The sequence below is a fragment of the Nocardiopsis tropica genome (assembly GCF_042660575.1).
GTDB classification, from domain to species: domain Bacteria; phylum Actinomycetota; class Actinomycetes; order Streptosporangiales; family Streptosporangiaceae; genus Nocardiopsis; species Nocardiopsis tropica.
In genome coordinates, this window is record NZ_JBHSUF010000007.1 from 272,269 (window position 1) to 289,247 (window position 16,979).

Sequence of the window (16,979 nt, forward strand, 5' to 3'; positions counted from 1 at the left end):
GGCCCGGGCGGTACCGGGTCCCCGAACAGGACCGAACGGGTGGCTCCCGCATGTCCTCACCACCAGGTTAAGGGCGTGTCGGGCGCAGCGGGCACCGGGGCGGCGTGTCCCCCGCCGCAATGGCGACGGGACCACACAGGCCACTGGATTCACATAGTCATGGGATGTTTCCAATCCCGACAGCAGGGCCCGAACATCACGTTCCGGTCACATATCCGGTACTCCTCCCCCCATCACCGCAATTTCTCCGAAAACTAGGGAGGAAACGGACCAACTCGTGCACACTAGGGGATCAAACGCCCGCCGCCCCCACAGTCCGAGGCGGGCACGATTGGGGGAATGTGAAGGTGGAACGAGCAAGCGAACGCCTGTTGACCCCCGGGGAAGTGGCCTCACTCTTCCGGGTTGATCCCAAGACCGTCACGCGCTGGGCCGCCTCCGGGCGGATCAGCAGTATTCGCACCCCCGGCGGCCACCGCCGGTTCCGCGAGTCCGAGGTGCGTGCCCTCCTCCTCGGGGAGCCGAGCGAGAGCACCCCCTGAGAGCGAGGTAACGCCCCTCACCCCTTCGGCCCCGGACATTCGGACTCCGCGGGGTCTCCCGCAGCCCTGGCTCGGTGTCCCGACCGTGAGGAGTCGACAGCAAGAGTAGGCTGGAACCATGGTGTGGCTTGGTGGCCTGATCACGCTCGTATCGATCGTTCTCTGGGTGTACGCGTTCTTCGACGCGCTGACCACCCCTGCGCAAGAGGTCCGGAACCTGCCCAAGGTCCTCTGGATGATCGTCATCGCGCTGTTCATGCCCGTCGGTTCGATCCTGTGGCTCTTCCTCGGCCGCCCGCGCCGGGCGGTCCCCGTGGACGGAAGCCCGCCCTCCCCGGCGCAAGCCGCGTCGGCCGACGACCTTGACCCGTCCGACTTCGCCAAGCCCTCCGACAGCCCGCACCCGCTCGGACCCGATGACGACCCCGAGTTCCTGCGACGCCTCAAACGGCGCATCGACCCGGAAGAATAGGTTCTCCTCGCCGGATCGGTCGGAGAAGGGGCCCGCCGGCCCCTCGCCGCCGGCCCGCCCGGGTGAACCTCGCCGACGGACCGCGTGGAACAGGGCCGCCCCGGCAGGCGGGGCACGACAGGCGTGAACGCAACGGTGGGGCCGCACTCCTCGGAGCACGGCCCCACCGTCATGTCAGGGGCTCACGGCGGCCCCCCGGCCCGCCCCGGTTCAGAGCAGCCCGGCCCCCACCTTCCGCGGCAGCCCGCGCACCGCGTGCACCGGCTCCACGTCCGGGGCGAACTCGGGGACCCAGGTGCCGGCGGTGCCCAGCTCCATGCCGGGGTTGGCCGCGTTGTAGGCCTCCACCAGGTCGACCCGGGTCAGCCGCCCCCGGCCGTCGCGCATCACCGCGTTGCCGTGCTCGACGATGTCGTCGCCGCCCCAGTTGTACAGGACCTCCTCCGCCCCGATCCCGTCGTGCAGGTCGAACACGTTGTTCTCCGCGTGGACGTGGGACTCCACCCCGACGCCCAGGCTGTACTGGTAGAGCCCGCCCCGCACGGTGTAGTGGTTGTTGTACACGTGCACCTGGCCGTAGCGCACGCGCGGCGCCCTCTGCCCGAGCCCGTCGAAGTGGTTGTGGTGGTAGGTCACCCGGAGCCGTCCCCGGTCCGTGGTCCGGCTGTCGCTGTTGCCGAGCAGCATCGCCTTGTCCCGTTCGACGAAGTCGTTCCACGAGACCGTGACCAGGTCGGACCCGCGGACGATGTCCAGCAGCCCGTCGTGCACCTCGTACTTGCGGCCGAAGTGGTCGGGCAGCTCCGCCCCGGGGTTGTCCCCGTCGTCGAACGTGTTGTGGTCCACCCACACGTTGGTGGCCCCGGAGACCTCCACGTGGTCGTACTCCGAGTTCCAGTTGCCGGTCCCGCCGTCGGCGGGATCCCACCCGGGGAAGCAGTCGTGGGTGTCGGAGAAGGAGAGGTTGCGCAGGATGACGTTGTCCACGTCGTGGACCAGGAGGTTCATGCCGGAGATGACGGCGTCGTCGCCCGCACCGACCACCGTGGTGTTGGAGCCGACGCGGACCCGGATCTGCTCGGCCTGGACGTCCTGCGAGGCGGCGCGGGCCTCCTCCAGCGGGCCGGACGGGTCCTCCCACCCCCACACAGCGGGGTCGTAGGCGGCCAGGTAGCCCTCCAGGGTGTAGCCGTCGACCGCGTAGTCCTCGCATGCGATCGGGGTGCCGTCCGGCGCCGTGTTGGCGTCGACGGTGCCCTCCACGCGGACGATCTTCGGGTGGTCGCCGGAGACCGCCTCGCGGAACTCCTCCAGGGTGGAGACGGTGACGACGTGCTCCGGCGCCGCCGCGGACCCGCCGGTGGTCCCGGCCCCGGCGGATCCCCATCCGTCACCGTCGGCCAGGACCTCCCGGCCGATGTCGGGGGCGGCGTTCGCGGAGGTGGCCGGCACGGCGGTCAGCGCCACCGCCGCGGCCAGGGGGAGTATGAGCCTGCGCATGTTCGTGCTCCTGGTGGGGGGATACCGGGTACTGGTCGGCACCCGGCTGCAAACGTTTGCATGAACATCTCCCGACTCCCCCGTCCACGTCAACCCTTCCGCCCCGCCTTCTCCGTGGAAAACCCCGGAAAACCCGGCGACGGCAGCCCGGCCCGCACCCTGCCGCTCCGCAACCGGTTGCCGTACCCTCGGGTCCCAGCGGAGCACATCGGAACATCCACGGAACGGAGGCCCCGGGTGGCCGTCACCATCAGGGACGTCGCGCGGGAGAGCGGGGTCCACGTCTCCACCGTCTCCCGGGCCTTCTCCGCCGCCCACATGGTCAACGCGGTGACGCGGACCCGTGTCATGGCGGCGGCGGAGCGGCTCGGCTACCGCCCCAACCGCGCCGCGCGGGCCCTCTCCACGCGGCGGACCGCGAACCTCGGGGTGATCGTCGCCGACATCGCCAACCCGTTCTTCCCGCCGCTGATCAAGGCCGCCCAGGCGCAGGCGCGCGAACGCGACTACCACGTGTTCGTGGCCGACACCGACGAACGGGCACGGGTGGAGGAGGAGCTGGTGCGCTCCATGGCCAAGCAGGTGGACGGCGCGCTGCTCGTCGCCTCGCGGCTCAGCGGGCGCGTGATCGCCGAACTCGGCCGCGACGTGCCCTTCGTCGTCGTCAACCGCCGCGTCCGGGGGCTGCCCTGCGTGCTGATGGACGTGGCCTCGGGCACCCGGCAGGCCGTGGACCACCTGGTCGCGCTGGGGCACAGGGACATCGCCGTGCTGACCGGGCCGAGCGCGTCCTGGACCGCCCAGCGGATACGGGGGGCCGCGGAGGAGGCCGCCGCGCGCCACGGCGCCGGGCTGCACCCCGTCGGGCCGAACCCTCCCACCGAGGAGGGCGGGGCGTCCGCCGCCGCCGAGGTGGCGTCGGGCCCGGCGACCGCCGTGCTCGCCTACAACGACCTCGTGGCGCTGGGCCTGATCCGGGAGGTGGAGGCCCTGGGGCTGTCGGTGCCCGGGGACCTCAGCGTGGTCGGCGTGGACAACACCCACATCGCCCGGCACTGCCGCCCGGCCCTCACCACCGTGGACATGCCGGTCGTGGCCGCCGGGCGCGGGGGCATCGACCTGCTGGTCCACCGGGTGACCACGGGGGAGGACCCCGGGACCGTCACCCTGGACACCCGCCTCGTCGTCCGGGAGTCCACGGCGCCGCCCCGCAGCGCCGTGTCCCGACCTTGACCGCCCCGGCACAGTTCCCGCTCGCCGGACCGCCGCGCGGGACCTCCGGCCGGCCCCGGCCGGGCCCTCCGGCAGGCCGTTCGCGCGGGGGCCGCAACGGCTGACGGCGAGGACCCGAGGGCCCCCGCCGCCGTGCGCAGCCCGGGTCAGGCGTAGGAGTGCAGACCGCTGAACATGTAGTTCACGGCGAAGAAGTTGAACAGGATGGTCAGGAAGCCCAGCACGTTGATCCAGGTGGCCTTGGGGCCGCGCCAGCCGCCCGTGGCACGGGCGTGCAGGTAGGCGGCGTAGATCACCCAGGAGATGAACGACCACACCTCCTTGGGGTCCCAGCCCCAGAAGCGGCCCCACGCCTCGTCCGCCCAGATGGAGCCGGCGATGATGCCGAACGTCCACAGCGGGAACGCGAACAGGATGAACCGGTGCGAGATGCGGTCCAGCAGCTCCGGGCTGGGCAGGCGCCCCGCGATGCCCGCGACCTTCTGTCCCAGGGCGCGCTTGGCCTCCGCGCGGTGCGACACCAGGTAGGTGACGCCCGCGACGCCGGACACCATGAACGCGCCGCCCGCGATGATCGTCGCGGTCACGTGGATCGGCACCCAGTAGGAGTGCAGGGCCGGGATCAGCGGGCCCGGGTCCACGTACAGCCACTTGACGCCGATGCCCAGCAGGAGCAGGACCGGGACCAGGACGAAGGCCCCGAGGAACCGCGCCTGGTAGCGGAACGAGGCGTACAGGAGCCCGCCCACCGCGACCAGGCACAGCGCCACGATGAACTCGAACATGTTGCCCCAGGGCCACCGGCCCGCGGCGAGGCCCCGGGTGACGATCTGGGCGACGCCCATCACGAACCCGAGCGTCGTCACGCCGAGCGCCACCCGGCCGAGGTTGCTCTGGGAGGCCTGTGCCTCCCCCTCGGTGGTGCGGACGTTGACGTCGATGTCGAGGTCGTCGTCACCGCTTCCGGCGGCTCCGGCGTCCTTCCCTGAGCCCGCGGCCACCGGCATGAGCTTGCCGGCCCTGAGGTTGGTGCGCTTTCCGTAGGCGGCCTCGATGGCGAAGAGGAACAGGGCCGCCGCGTACGTGACGATCATCGCGATGATCAACATGTCGCTGGTCGACGCCATCGTCTCGTCCACCGTTCCGGCGAGTGTGTACGTCACCGGTCACTCCCTCGTTGTCGTCGACTCTGGCGGGTCGGATGGTGTGCTGCTTCGGGGATTTCGGGGGTTGTCGTCCGACTCGTCGTTCCGGAGCCGTCCGGCAAGCTCTGTGGTGAGTTCGTGGAACTCGGCGTTGTTGCCCGCCACCTCGGTCTTGCCGAGGCCGGACAGCTCGACCCGCGTGCGCCCGTCCGCGCCCCTGGTCGCGCGCACCCACACGCGGCGGGGTCGGACGAACAGCGTGGTGACCAGGCCCAGGACGGCCAGGGTGGCCGCCGCGAGCGCCGGGACGCGCGCGCCGTCGCGGTTGGTCTGAAGGCTGATGTACTCGCTGTACCCGGTGAACGTGATCGACCCGGCGCCGTCCGGGAGGTCCCAGCTGTCCCCGATCCCCAGCACCGGGGAGCTTCCGAGCTCCTCCATGCCGCTGGTCTGGAGCTGGTAGACCGACTGCGGGTCCAGCATGCCGAGGTCGCCGCGGTAGCCCTCCAGGGTCACCCGGGGGTTCTCCGCACCCGGGAAGTCGGAGACGAGGTCGCCCTCGGGCGTCTCCGCCGCGCTCGGCAGGAACACCCCGACGAAGCCCAGCTCCTCCCCGCCGGTGTCGGGGACCTTGACGACGCCGTCGGAGGTGAAGGTCGCGGTCTCCCGGAACAGGAACGGGACCGCCTGGTCGAAGACGACCTCGCCGTCGGCGTTGCGGACCTCGAACTCGGGCGCGTAGCCGTGGCCGAGCAGGTAGACCTGCACGCCGTCCACGGTGAGGGGGTGGTTGACCTCCAGCGTGTGCCGGGCCTCCTCCGCCTCCGGGGACTCCTTGTAGGTCAGTTCGGCGACGTAGGACTCGGCCTGTCCGCGCAGGTTGCCGTCCTCGATGAACGACGCCTCGAAGTCGTCCAGGTGCAGGGTGAAGGGCTCCAGGGCGTCGGTGTCGGTCCAGTGCCCGGGGTAGATGGCGTCGTAGGAGGGCAGGGTGTTCGCGAACCCGTCGCCCTCCACCAGCAGCATGTTGCCCCGGTAGCCGAAGAACGACCCGGCGGCCAGCGCGAGCAGCAGCCCCAGCAGGGCGAGGTGGAACAGCACGTTCCCGGCCTCGCGCAGGTATCCGGTCTCGCTGGAGAGGGAGTCCCCGTAGCGCTCGATCCGGTAGCCCTTGAGGACCTTGCGCGCCTGGCCGAGGACCGTCTCCGGATCGGCGCCCGTCGTGAACGTCGCCGCGTACGGCATCCGCCCCAGGTTCCTGGGGGTGTGCACCGGCCTGGCCCGCACGGCGCGGGCGTGGACGACGGCACGCGGGAAGACGCAGCCCGCGAGGGAGACGAACAGCAGCAGGTAGATCGCCGCGTACCAGGGCGACGAGAACACGTCGAACAGGTAGAACCGGTCCAGCCAGGGGGCCAGTTCGGGGTTCTCCCGGACGTAGGTGTTGACCTCGTCCACGCTCACGACGTTCTGCGGCAGGATCGAGCCGGGGATGGCTCCGACGGCCAGCAGGAAGAGCAGGATCAGGGCGGTGCGCATCGAGGTGAGGACGCGCCACGCCCAGCGCAGCCAGCCGAGCGGGCCCAGGCCCCTGGGCTGCCCGCCCTCCCGGTCCCCGGCCCCGCTCCCGGTGTCGTCGTCGGTCGTGGTCGTCGTACTCATCAGATCACCGTTTGGAAGTCGGCGGCCCAGCCCTGCATGGCGACGGTCAGCTGCGTCCACAGCCCGGTCACCATGGCCAGGCCGACGAGGACGAGCATGGCCCCGCCGATGACGGTGACGGTGCGGGTGCGTCGCTTGAGCCAGCCGAAGGCGGTCAGGGCGCGCCGGTAGAGAAGGGAGGCGAGGACGAAGGGCAGCCCCAGGCCCACGCAGTAGACGAGGGACAGGAGCATGCCGCGGCCGGCGCCGCCCTCGATGAAGGCGAGGGTCTGCACGGCGGCCAGGGTCGGACCGATGCACGGGGTCCAGCCGAGGCCGAAGAGGACCCCGAGCAGGGGCGCGCCGGCCAGGCCCGCACGGGGCAGCCGGTGGAAGCGGAACTCGCGCCCGAACCCGGGCATCACGCCCATGAAGGCGAGCCCGAGGACGATGGTGAGGACCCCGAGGACCCGGGTGAGGGGGTCGGTGTAGTCCACGAGGAGGTCGCCGAGCCAGCCGATGAAGCCGCCGACGGCGACGAACACGAGGGTGAACCCGGCGATGAACAGGACGCTGCCGGTGACCATGGTCCACCGGCGCGTGGCGAGTTCGGCGTCGACGTCGGCGACGGCCGTCGCCGTGGCGCCCCCCTCGGCCGCCCCTTCCCCGGCGGCGCGGGCGGCGGAGCGCTCGCGCACGTCGGCGCCGCTCATGCCGGTCACGTAGGAGAGGTAGCCGGGCACGAGCGGGAGCACGCAGGGGGACAGGAAGGACAGGAGCCCGGCGGCGAGCGCCAGGGGGACGGCGGCGAGGAGGGACCCGGTGAGGACGGTGGTGCCGATCGCGTCCATCAGCGGTCGTCCCCGTCCGAGGGGGCGTCGGAGGGCTGTTCCCCGCCCTCCTCCGGGGACGCCTCCCCGTCCTCCGGGGAGGCCTCCTGGTCGGCCACCCGGGGCCGCTCCTCGGGATCACCGAGGCCGAACTCCACCACCACGGGGTTGAGCAGCCCCGTGAGCTGGCCGTAGGTGGTGGGACCGATGACGCGGGCCGCGATGCGGCCGTCGGGGTCGATGACGAGGGTGCTGGGGATCGCACGCGGGGGGACGGTGTCGCGGAAGGCCTGCGGCACCTCGCCGGGCTGGTCGTACAGGCTCGGGTAGGCGACGTCCTTGTCGGAGAGGTAGGCCCGCGCCGCGGTCTCGTCGTCCTTGATGTTGACGCCCAGGAAGTCCACCCCCAGGTCTCCGTACTCGGCGTGGACCTCGTCGAGCACGGGCTGCTCGGCGCGGCAGGGGCCGCACCAGCTCGCCCAGACGTTGAGGACCACGATGCCGCCCTCGTAGTCGCCGAGGGACACGGTGTCGCCGTCGAGGGTGGTGCCCTCGACCTCGGGCGCCTCGACCCGCTCGGCGGCCTCGAAGGTGGTGGAGCTGCCGTCGCCCGAGATGAACCGGTCGTCCTCGCCCCCGGCCTCGATCTCGTTGCCCCCGGCGCAGCCGGTGAGGGCGATGGCGGCGGCCAGGGCGGTCGCCGCAAGGCGCGGCACGCCGCGGCGCGACCGCGTACCTGAGCTGGTACTGGGCATCGAGGGAACCTCGCGAACCGGGGGTGAACAGGGCGGACTACATCAACGACAGATTGTAGTAGATGCCCTGGCGCCCCTTCGGCCGCCCCGGCACAAGGGACCTTCGGTCCGGCGTGCCGGGCGGCCTGCGGCGAGGTGGGGAAACCTCGGTGGGGGCGGTGTCCGTCGGGCACCGCCCCCGGGGGTGGTGCGTCGGCCGGGGCGCGCGTGTCGCCGCCCCGGCCGGCCTCGGCCCTGGATCAACCAGCCTCGACGAATGCCTCGCGGAGGTAGTCGTGCACGGCCCGCTCGGGAACCCGGTAGGAACGCCCCACGCGAATCGCGGGGAGAACTCCCGAGTGCACCATTCGGTAAACGGTCATCTTGGACACACGCATGATCGTGGCGACTTCTGCCACGGTCAAGAACCTGACCTCTTCGAGAGGCGGTTTGCTCCCGTTCATCTTCCGACGCCCTCATTCCCGGACGTGAGCATTGTCCACTCTTCAGCCCGGCGTGATCTACGGCGGTAGGGGCAACCCCGGTATGTGCCCGTCCCAACCCCACGCCAGCGTGTCACTCTGTCACTACTGACACGTCCGTTTTCAGAGTAGAGCCGAGACCCCGTCTGCGAAAGGTCGATTGTCCTGTCTTCGGGGATACACGTTGACGACGGGACGGATGAGGTTTAACGGTGGGTATAAATGGTCGGCCCTGGTCAAATCAGACCGGCCCTCGCGAGGACGTACTCGCGCAGGGGGGCGTAGTCCTCGGTCAGGTATCCGTCGTCCAGAGGCACCGTGACCAGTAGCTTTCCCTCGTGTTCGGCCAGGAACAGAGCGGGGTCGTTGCAGTCCGCGAACCCCATCGTCGGCACTCCGGCCTCCCCCGCCGCACCCGCGAACCCGTGGTCCGCGATGACCAACTGCGGCCATGCCTCACCCCGGTTCTCCAGGTCCCCGAGAATGGCACGCATGGCGAAGGGGTGATGGCTGTGACGCGCGAGGTGCCCGTCCGTCACGATCGCGACTTCGTCCTTCCAGACCACGATCCGCCGGTTGGGCGGCTTCTCGGTAGTCACCTCGTACGAATATCCGCTTGCCGCGGTGACGACCGGGCAGCCGCGTGAGGCCAGTGCGTCCTTCCAGACCCGGTAGGTCTCACGGAGTTTGCTGGGGTGGCCGGTGGCGAACATGACCCTCTCGCGGCGCTCCGCCGCCAGCGCCATCCGGTCGGCCAGCGCCTCCAGGGCGTCCACGGTCAGGTCGGGGTCGATGGTGTCGATGCCCCACACGTACTCCTCGTCGCCCACGACGCCGCACCGCTTGCTCATGAGGGAGAGGACCTCGGAGAACGTCCAGTCGTGGGAGAACGTCAGACCGAACTGGTGGTAGGGGTCCTTCTGCACCAGCCGCCGGTAGTGCCGAAGGTTGTTCTGGCGGGGGGTGTCGACGTGCCCGGCGATCCCCGTGCGAACCAGATAGGTGATGAGTTCAGCGCGTGTCGGCGGCGTCACCTGGCGTTCCCCTTCCTCGACTGGGCAGCGAGCGTGCGCCCCGCCGTGATGCCACCACGACGCCGGCCTCTGTTCGCCCGGTATTCAACCTCTGTCCTACCCGCCTACGGCGTACAACGCGCAATCCCCACGAATTCACCTCCGTACTCCCGGGCGCTGCTGCGGGCCGGGCCACGGACCGGAATCCCGGAATGCGCGGCGGTCCGAACCGGTCGTAATTCGGGCCGCGCCGGAACCGCTCCGGGTCCGGGACGGCCGGGGACGCGTGCGGAGGGGCCGCGGGCGGTCCGGTCGGCGGGGGCTAGAGGCTCGGGTCGATGCCGTGGCTGGGGAAGACGGCGGTGCGGGTGGCGTGGATCGCGCGGTCCACCGCGTCGCCGGGGTCGTAGCCGTCCACGAAGGGCGCGAACGAGACCTCTCGGCCGTCGGTCATGTAGAGGGGCGCCAGTTCTCCGGTGCGCTCCCGTACGAAGTCGCGCCACTTCTGCGGGGTCTCGGTGTCCGGGTCGATCGGGTGGCCCGCGGCCTCGGCGAGCAGATGGGTCCAGGCCCGCGGGACCACGTGCACCAGCCCGTAGCCGCCGCCGCCGAAGAGCAGCCACCGGCCGCCCGCCGTCTTCTGCGCGAGCTTGTGCAGCTCGGAGTAGGCGCGCCGCTGGCCGTCCACGCTGAGGGTGAGGTTGGCGAGCGGATCGAGGGCGTGGGTGTCGCAGCCCTGCTGGGTCACGAGGATCTCCGGCTGGAACTCGTGCAGCAGCGGAGGGACGACGGCGTCGAAGGCGCGGTGCCAGCCGGTGTCCCCGGTGCCCGCCGGGAGGGCGACGTTGACCGCGTACCCCTCCGCGTCCGGGCCTCCGGTCTCGGACGCCTGTCCGGTGCCGGGGAACAGGGTCACCGGCGACTCGTGCAGGCTGATGGTGAGCACGCGGGGATCGTTGTAGAACGCGTTCTGCACGCCGTCGCCGTGGTGGACGTCCACGTCCACGTACGCGATCCGCTTGGCGCCCTGTTCCAGCAGCCAGCTGATGGCGATCGCGGGGTCGTTGTAGACGCAGAAGCCCCACGCGTGGTTGCGCATCGCGTGGTGCAGGCCGCCCGCGATGTTCGCGGCGTGCGCGGTCTCCCCCGTCCACACCGCTCTCGCGGCGGCGACGGACGCGCCCGTGATGAGCGCCGCGGCGTCGTGCATGTCGGGGAAGACGGGGTTGTCCGCGGTGCCGAGCAGGTGGGTGTCGTCGGGCGCCAGTGTCCTGCCCGCGCGCTTGACCGCCTCGATGTAGGCGCGGTCGTGCACCAGCGAGAGGAGTTCGTCGGACGCGGGCTCCACGTCCAGGAGGCCGACCCCCGGGGCGTCCAGCACGCCGAGTTCGCGGCTGAGGGCCATCGTCAGCTCGACACGGATCGGCGCCATCGGGTGCTGGGGCCCGAAGTCGTAGGCCGTCAGTCCGTCATCCCATGCCACCCGAAGCGAGCAGGACGTGCGCCCTCCCATGTGGTGACCCCCGTTTCAGGTGTGCGTGCTCCGAAGCACACAGTACGCAAAACCGGGCCCCGATCCGAACCCCGGGTCCCGGGGACGGGCGCCGGACCGGCGGACGGCCCGGGCGGGCGGCGTCCGCCCGCCCGGGGCGGGAGGGGGCCGCGGTGCGCGCACCGGCCCTCCCGCCGCTCCGGCTACTCGGTGATGAAGTAGCAGGACTCGTACAGGTCACCGGCCCCGAAGTCGACGGTGCCGTGCAGCGGCGCGGCGCCGAAGAACCCCTCGTTGGAGGTGAGCAGCACCCGGTACTCGCCGGGTTCGAGTTCGAGGCGCATGACCTCGCCGTTGTCGAAGCACGAGTTGCCGGTCGGGGGCGAGCTGTAGGTCTCGCACTCCTCGCACGCCTCGGTGACGACCTCGTCGTGCACCCGGTCGGGGCCGACGTAGAGGAACCTCATCTCGTAGGGCGTGTTGTTGGTGATCTCCAGGACGGTCATGCCGTTTCCGGAGCCCCCGGTGGGCTCCGGGGCGAAGTCGACCTCGCCGATGGTGGTCAGGGTGTCCATCTCGGCCTCGACGCGCCCGGCGCCGATGTGGACGACCATCCTCTCGACCTCGTCCGCCTCGTGGTCGGGGTACTCGTCGCCGAGCAGGGCGACCATGGTCTCGGCGGGATCGAACCGGCCCTCCTCCACGTGCTCCCAGCCGCAGTTGAACGCGGCGTCCGGACGCTCCTCGGCCAGGCGGTCGGCGATCTCGGGCGCGCCCTCCCAGGACAGGTCGTTGAACAGGTCGATCTGGTCGAAGGCCGCGCACCAGTTCTCGGCCGCGTACTCGGCCGTGCCGGTCCCGTACAGCTCCGCGAGCGCGGCGGGCACATCCCCCGCGGCCTCGGTGCCCGCGTAGTCCACCGGGATCACGCTGTAGACCTCGTGGGCCTGCCTCATGCTCTCGCGGTACTCCTCGGTGACCTCGCCGTCGAACCCCTCCTCCGCCGTGGCGGCCAGGTCGGCCGCGTAGGAGAAGTGGATGTCCGCGATCTCGCCGTCGGCGTCCTCCCACCGGGACGAACCGTGGGCGAAGTAGGCCGAGTAGGAGTCGAGGGCCTGCCCGAAGTCGCCGGAGGCGACGTCGCCCTGGGCGCGCTCCAGCAGCGCGCACGCCTCCGCGCCCGCGCGGGCCCTGGACATGAGCGACGGGGAGAAGGACAGCTGGAAGAGGTCCTCGACGCTCCCGTAGGCGGCCACGGCCTCCGACGGGCCGCACTCGCCCCGGGCGTGGGCGGCGTCGGCGACGCGCAGCCGCCACTCTCCCGCCTGCCAGACGCCGGCGACGGAGGCCGCCATGACCAGCACGAGGCCGCCCGCGGTGAGGAGCGCCGCCCTGTTCCGCGCGGGCTGCTCGCCCCGGGTGAGCGCCCGCTCGTCGCGGGAGCGCCCCGCGAAGAGGCCGTGCACGGCGGCCGCCGCGAACCAGGCGAGCAGGACCGGCGCCCAGACCAGCAGGTTGTCGGCGGCGCCCAGGACCGCGGCGGTGACCAGGAGGCCGGCGGTGACGGCGACCGCCGCGGCGAAGAAGGGCCACTGCCGCAGGTAGGCGTACCCGGCGCCGAGGCCGGAGGCGTTGAGCAGGGAGGCCCGCACCGCCGAGGGCGAGGAGAGGACGGGCATGCGGGGAGGCTTCGGGGGAGGCGGGCCGCCGAAACCGCCGGGGGGCATCCCGCCGGGGGGCGGTCCACCGGGAGGCATCCCGCCGGGAGGAGCGCCAGGGGGGAGGCCTCCGGGCGGAAAGCCGCCCGGGGGCGGTCCGCCGGGGGGCATCCCGCCCGAGTACACGCCCCCGGAAGGGACGCCGCCCGTGGGTGCGCCGCCCTGGGGACGGCCTCCGGCCGGGAATCCGCCCGTGGGCGGGCCTCCCATCGGACCGCGGGGGGCGCCGCCGTGCGGCGGGCCTCCCGAAGGCGGGCCTCCGGGCGGGAATCCGCCCGTGGGCGGGCCTCCCGCCGGACCGCGGGGGGCGCCGCCCTGCGGCGGGCCTCCCGGAGGGGGGCCTCCCGGAGGGGGGCCTCCGCCCGGCGGCTGGGAGGGGTCGGACGGGGGAGGGGGAGATGTCATGGAGGACCCTGGAAGCAGGAGAGGGGGGATGGCTCGCGCGGGCGAGACAGAGAGGGGCGTGCGCGCCCCTTCCCCTGCACAGTACACATGGACCACGACGTCCGGATTGGTCAAGAAAGGCCGTTTCCGGCCAACCCCCGATCGCCGACGTCCCCGGCGCCTCCCCCGCGCGGTGCGCTCCCCCGCCCCGCGCGCGGCCGGCGGTCCCGCCCGGCCCGGTCCCGCACCGCCGCGGGTCCCGCGCCGACCTGCGGTGGCGGCCGCCGTCCGGCGCCCCGGGGGGGACCGGCGGCGGGCCCGCTCCGGCCCCGTCAGCTTCCGGAGAGCGCGCCGCTCCTGTCCCGGGCCGCCTCGATGGCGTCGGTGAACGCGGTCCGGACGCCGTGCCGCTCCAGCTCGCGCAGCGCGGCGGCCGTGGTGCCGCCCGGGGAGGTCACGGCCTCGCGCAGCACCACCGGGTGCTCCCCCGAACCGTTGAGCATGGCGGCGGCGCCGGTGATGGTCTGCCCGACGAGCTTCTGCGCCGTGACGCGCGGCATCCCCATGGCGACACCGGCCTCGATCATCGTCTCCGCGATGAAGTAGAAGTACGCGGGGCCGCTGCCCGAGATGGCGGTCACCGTGTCCATGTGCTGCTCGCCGACCCGGATCACCTCGCCGACCGTGGCCAGGAGCGCCTCCGCCCGGTCCAGGTGGGCCCCGTCGGTGTGGGCGCCGCCCGCGACGGCGGTCATCCCCTCGCCCATCAGGGCGGGCGTGTTGGGCATGGCGCGGACGACGGGCGTCCCGGCGGGCAGGTGGTTCTCCAGGACGGCGGTGGTGATCCCGGCCGCGACGGAGATGATCAGGCGCTCCGAGCCCAGGTGCGGGGACAGGTCGTCCAGCAGCGCCACCATGTCCTGGGGTTTGAGGGCGAGCAGGAGCGTGTCCGCGCGCTTGGCCGCGTCCGTCGCGGAGACCACCTCGACCCGGTAGCGGCGGCGCAGCTCCTCCGCGTGCTCCTCGCGCGGCTCGGTGACGAGGACGTCCTCCGGCGCGTGGCCCTTGGCCAGCATTCCGGCGAGCAGCGCCTCGCCCATCTTCCCGGCACCGATGATCGCGATCATGAAGAGTCCTCTCTGCGGGTCACGTCCACGCTAGCGGCCCCGCCGGCCCGGGGGGACCCCGCGTCCCGGCCTGTGGACGGCGGACCGCGCAGGCCCCGGACCCGCCGGGGCCGGACCGCGTCAGCTCCCGCCCGGGTCGACCGTGCCCTTGTCGTCGACCGTGCCGCCGCCGTCCACCGAGAAGCGGCGGGGCGGCGCCGACGGCTTCCGGCGCAGGAGGGCGATGCGCTCGCGGCGGTCGTGCGTGCGGCCGGACGCCGAGGAGGTCTGCGCGAAGTGCAGGCGGGTGAAGGCCAGGGCCTCGGCCAGCTCGCGCATGCGCGCCTGGCGGTCGGCGGCCTTGCGGGTGCTGACCTCCAGCACCAGCTGCCCGCCGAAGCCGCGCTCGGCCAGGTACTCCAGGAGTTCGCCGACCGGCTGGGTCCCGCGGCCGGGGATGAGGTGCTCGTCGAGGTTCTGACCGCCGAAGCCGTCCGTCACGTGGACGTGCGAGAGGCGGTCGCCCAGCTGCCTGGCCATCTGCATGGCGTCGGAGCCGGACATGGCGGTGTGCGACAGGTCGAGCGTGACGTCGGGGTAGTCGCGGTCGAGGGGGTTCCAGCTCGGCGCGTAGGGGACGACCTCGCGGTCGCGGACCCGCACGGGGTACATGTTCTCCACCGCGAAGACGACGTCGGTCTCGTCCTGCATACGGGAGATCCCGCTCTCGAACTCGCGCGCGTACTCGCGCTGCCAGCGGAAGGCGGGGTGGACGACGATGGTCTTCGCGCCCAGGGCCTCGGCCATCTCCTTGGAGCGGACGAGCTTCCCCCAGGGCTCCCTGCCCCACACACGCTGGGTGAGGACCAGGCAGGGCGAGTGGACGGCGGTGACGGGCATCTGGTGGTAGTCCGAGAGGCGCCGCAGGAGGTCGATGTCCTGGCTGGCCGGATCGGAGGAGACGAGGACCTCCACCCCGTCGTACCCCAGCTTCGCCGCGATCTCGAAGGCGGCCGGGGTCTTCTCCGGGTAGACCGACGCCGACGACAGGACGACGGGTGCGTCTGGGACCTGGATAGGACTCACACCCCCAGACTATGCGCTGTCGGGCCCTCCGTGCGTTCCGCCCGGACGAGCGCGGCGCGCCGCGCCCCCCGGGCCTCCCCGCCCCCTCCCGCCCCGCCCCTCCCCCGCACGGCGCCCGGGCGGGGCGGGGCCCGCCGCGACCGGTCCGGGACCGCGGGAACACGGCACGGGGACCGGCGGGGGACCCGCAGGCCGGGTCGGGCCGGATCGCTAGTGTGCGGTGCATGATCCCCAGGGACGCGATCCCCAGCCCCAACATCTGGCGGAACCCGCAGACGTACGAGTTGGAGAACCGGGCGGTGGACCCCGAGGGCGTGATCGGCGCGGCCATGGACCGCGTCCGCCCCATGGACGGGGCCCACGTCCTGGACGTCGGCTGCGGCACCGGCTACCACCTGCCGGGGTTCGCCGCGCGGGCGAGCCGGGTCACCGGCGTGGAACCGCACCCGTCCCTGGCCGGGGCCGCCCGGGCCCGGGTGCGGGGCCTGGACCACGTCCGGGTCCTGGACGGAGTGGCCCAGCGGCTGCCCGTCCCCGACTCCGTCGTCGAGGTCGCGCACGCGCGCTGGGCCTACTTCTTCGGTCCGGGGTGCGAGCCCGGCCTGGCCGAGCTCGACCGCGTGATGCGGCGGGGCGGGGTCGCGTTCGTGATCGACAACGACGCCACGCGCTCCACCTTCGGCTCCTGGTTCCGGCGTTCGCTGCCGTCGTACGACCCGGCCGCCGTGGAACGGTTCTGGGCGGCCCGCGGGTTCACCCGCGAGCCCCTGACGATGCGCTGGTCGTTCACCGACCGCCGCGCCTTCGAGGCGGTGGTGCGGATCGAGTTCCCCTCCGCGCTGGCCGCGGAGATCGTGCGGTCCCATCCCGGGCTGTCGGTGGACTACGCGGTCAACCTGTGGTGGAAGCGGTACTGACCCGGCGGCCGGGTGTGTCCGGGGTCCCGGGTTCACCGCCCGGGACGCTCGCGGCCGCCGTCGGCGCCGCCCGCGGGGACCGTCCCCGTCACAGGCGTACCGCGCCGGCGAGGTTGTAGCGGTTGACGTCCCGCTCGCGGACCTGGTCCCCGGACTTCGGGGCGTCGATCATGCGGCCGCCGCCGAGGTAGATGGCGACGTGGTAGGCGTACCCTCCGCCGTCGGCCCAGTAGAGGATGTCGCCCCTCCTGGCGTCGGAGTAGGAGACCCTGGTCCCCTCCCGCACCTGGTCGTGGGCGATGCGGGGGAGGTCCACCCCGGCCTGCGCGAACGACCACTGGACGAGGCCGGAGCAGTCGAAGGAGTCCGGTCCGGTGCCGCCCCAGCCGTAGGGGGTGCCCTTCTTGGACTCGGCGGCGCTGATGGCCTTCTCGACGGTGGAGGAGGGCAGCGCCGCCTGGTGGACCCTCGTAGGTGCGCCGGCGCCCGGGGCCGCCGGCGCCGGTTGCGCGTGCTGGGCGAGGGCCGGGGCCGCGCCGGAGGACAGGAAGGCCGCGGCGAGCGCGGCGGCCGTGAGCGATCGCGGTCCGCCCCGGCGGGGGCGGGCGGGCGAGGCCTGTCGCCCCGGGTCCGTAGGACGACAGGCCTGCCTTTGCTCGTGCTGTCGCGGTAGTCGCATGACGG

16 protein-coding genes are annotated in these 16,979 nt (G+C 72.6%); 4 read left to right on the forward strand and 12 right to left on the reverse strand.

The window, feature by feature from the left end:
• Window positions 1-341 precede the first annotated feature (341 nt).
• Window positions 342-542 (forward strand): BldC family transcriptional regulator, encoded by a 201-nt coding sequence (locus tag ACFQBR_RS13795; protein WP_017535950.1) that lies wholly within the window; start codon window positions 342-344, stop codon window positions 540-542.
• A 118-nt stretch (window positions 543-660) separates the two neighbouring features.
• Window positions 661-1,014 (forward strand): PLD nuclease N-terminal domain-containing protein, encoded by a 354-nt coding sequence (locus ACFQBR_RS13800; protein ID WP_267946826.1) that lies wholly within the window; start codon window positions 661-663, stop codon window positions 1,012-1,014.
• Between the two features lie 210 nt (window positions 1,015-1,224).
• Here the strand turns inward: ACFQBR_RS13800 and ACFQBR_RS13805 are convergent, their stop codons facing one another.
• Complete coding sequence (locus tag ACFQBR_RS13805) at window positions 1,225-2,514, reverse strand: pectate lyase family protein (protein ID WP_267946827.1); 1,290 nt, start codon at window positions 2,512-2,514, stop codon at window positions 1,225-1,227.
• 237 nt (window positions 2,515-2,751) lie between these two features.
• Here ACFQBR_RS13805 and ACFQBR_RS13810 point away from each other — a divergent pair, with 237 nt between their 5' ends.
• Window positions 2,752-3,747: a LacI family DNA-binding transcriptional regulator gene (locus tag ACFQBR_RS13810; protein WP_344177114.1), complete on the forward strand. Its 996-nt coding sequence runs from the start codon at window positions 2,752-2,754 to the stop codon at window positions 3,745-3,747.
• A 146-nt stretch (window positions 3,748-3,893) separates the two neighbouring features.
• Here ACFQBR_RS13810 and ccsB read toward each other — a convergent pair whose 3' ends face one another.
• From ccsB to ACFQBR_RS13860, 10 genes are all read right to left on the reverse strand, one after another.
• On the reverse strand, window positions 3,894-4,910 hold the full coding sequence (gene ccsB, locus ACFQBR_RS13815; protein ID WP_344177112.1) for a c-type cytochrome biogenesis protein CcsB: 1,017 nt from the start codon (window positions 4,908-4,910) through the stop codon (window positions 3,894-3,896).
• A 3-nt stretch (window positions 4,911-4,913) separates the two neighbouring features.
• On the reverse strand, window positions 4,914-6,554 hold the full coding sequence (gene resB / locus ACFQBR_RS13820; protein ID WP_344177110.1) for a cytochrome c biogenesis protein ResB: 1,641 nt from the start codon (window positions 6,552-6,554) through the stop codon (window positions 4,914-4,916).
• Window positions 6,554-7,384: a cytochrome c biogenesis CcdA family protein gene (locus ACFQBR_RS13825; protein ID WP_344177108.1), complete on the reverse strand. Its 831-nt coding sequence runs from the start codon at window positions 7,382-7,384 to the stop codon at window positions 6,554-6,556. The genes resB and ACFQBR_RS13825 overlap by 1 nt, the downstream gene beginning before the upstream one ends.
• Window positions 7,384-8,118: a TlpA family protein disulfide reductase gene (locus ACFQBR_RS13830; RefSeq protein WP_378553516.1), complete on the reverse strand. Its 735-nt coding sequence runs from the start codon at window positions 8,116-8,118 to the stop codon at window positions 7,384-7,386. The genes ACFQBR_RS13825 and ACFQBR_RS13830 overlap by 1 nt, the downstream gene beginning before the upstream one ends.
• 239 nt (window positions 8,119-8,357) lie before the next feature.
• Window positions 8,358-8,561 carry a helix-turn-helix domain-containing protein gene (locus tag ACFQBR_RS13835; RefSeq protein ID WP_013155995.1) on the reverse strand — a complete coding sequence of 68 codons (204 nt, stop codon included), beginning with the start codon at window positions 8,559-8,561 and terminating at the stop codon, window positions 8,358-8,360.
• Window positions 8,562-8,815: 254 nt separating this feature from the next.
• Window positions 8,816-9,613 (reverse strand): phosphatase, encoded by a 798-nt coding sequence (locus ACFQBR_RS13840; RefSeq protein ID WP_267946833.1) that lies wholly within the window; start codon window positions 9,611-9,613, stop codon window positions 8,816-8,818.
• A 301-nt stretch (window positions 9,614-9,914) separates the two neighbouring features.
• Window positions 9,915-11,075 carry an acetoin utilization protein AcuC gene (locus ACFQBR_RS13845; protein ID WP_267946834.1) on the reverse strand — a complete coding sequence of 387 codons (1,161 nt, stop codon included), beginning with the start codon at window positions 11,073-11,075 and terminating at the stop codon, window positions 9,915-9,917.
• Between the two features lie 212 nt (window positions 11,076-11,287).
• Window positions 11,288-12,811 carry a DUF1109 domain-containing protein gene (locus ACFQBR_RS13850; protein ID WP_344177106.1) on the reverse strand — a complete coding sequence of 508 codons (1,524 nt, stop codon included), beginning with the start codon at window positions 12,809-12,811 and terminating at the stop codon, window positions 11,288-11,290.
• Window positions 12,812-13,518: 707 nt separating this feature from the next.
• Window positions 13,519-14,313 (reverse strand): pyrroline-5-carboxylate reductase, encoded by a 795-nt coding sequence (gene proC / locus ACFQBR_RS13855; protein WP_267946836.1) that lies wholly within the window; start codon window positions 14,311-14,313, stop codon window positions 13,519-13,521.
• Between the two features lie 120 nt (window positions 14,314-14,433).
• Window positions 14,434-15,378, reverse strand: a complete 945-nt coding sequence (locus tag ACFQBR_RS13860; RefSeq protein WP_267946837.1) for a sugar phosphate isomerase/epimerase family protein — start codon at window positions 15,376-15,378, stop codon at window positions 14,434-14,436.
• Between the two features lie 299 nt (window positions 15,379-15,677).
• Between ACFQBR_RS13860 and ACFQBR_RS13865 the strand changes: the two genes are divergently transcribed.
• Window positions 15,678-16,295 (forward strand): class I SAM-dependent methyltransferase, encoded by a 618-nt coding sequence (locus tag ACFQBR_RS13865; RefSeq protein WP_267950538.1) that lies wholly within the window; start codon window positions 15,678-15,680, stop codon window positions 16,293-16,295.
• An 88-nt stretch (window positions 16,296-16,383) separates the two neighbouring features.
• On the opposite strand, the gene ACFQBR_RS13870 is transcribed toward ACFQBR_RS13865, so the two are convergent.
• Window positions 16,384-16,974: a C40 family peptidase gene (locus ACFQBR_RS13870; RefSeq protein WP_267946838.1), complete on the reverse strand. Its 591-nt coding sequence runs from the start codon at window positions 16,972-16,974 to the stop codon at window positions 16,384-16,386.
• Between the last annotated feature and the right edge of the window lie 5 nt (window positions 16,975-16,979).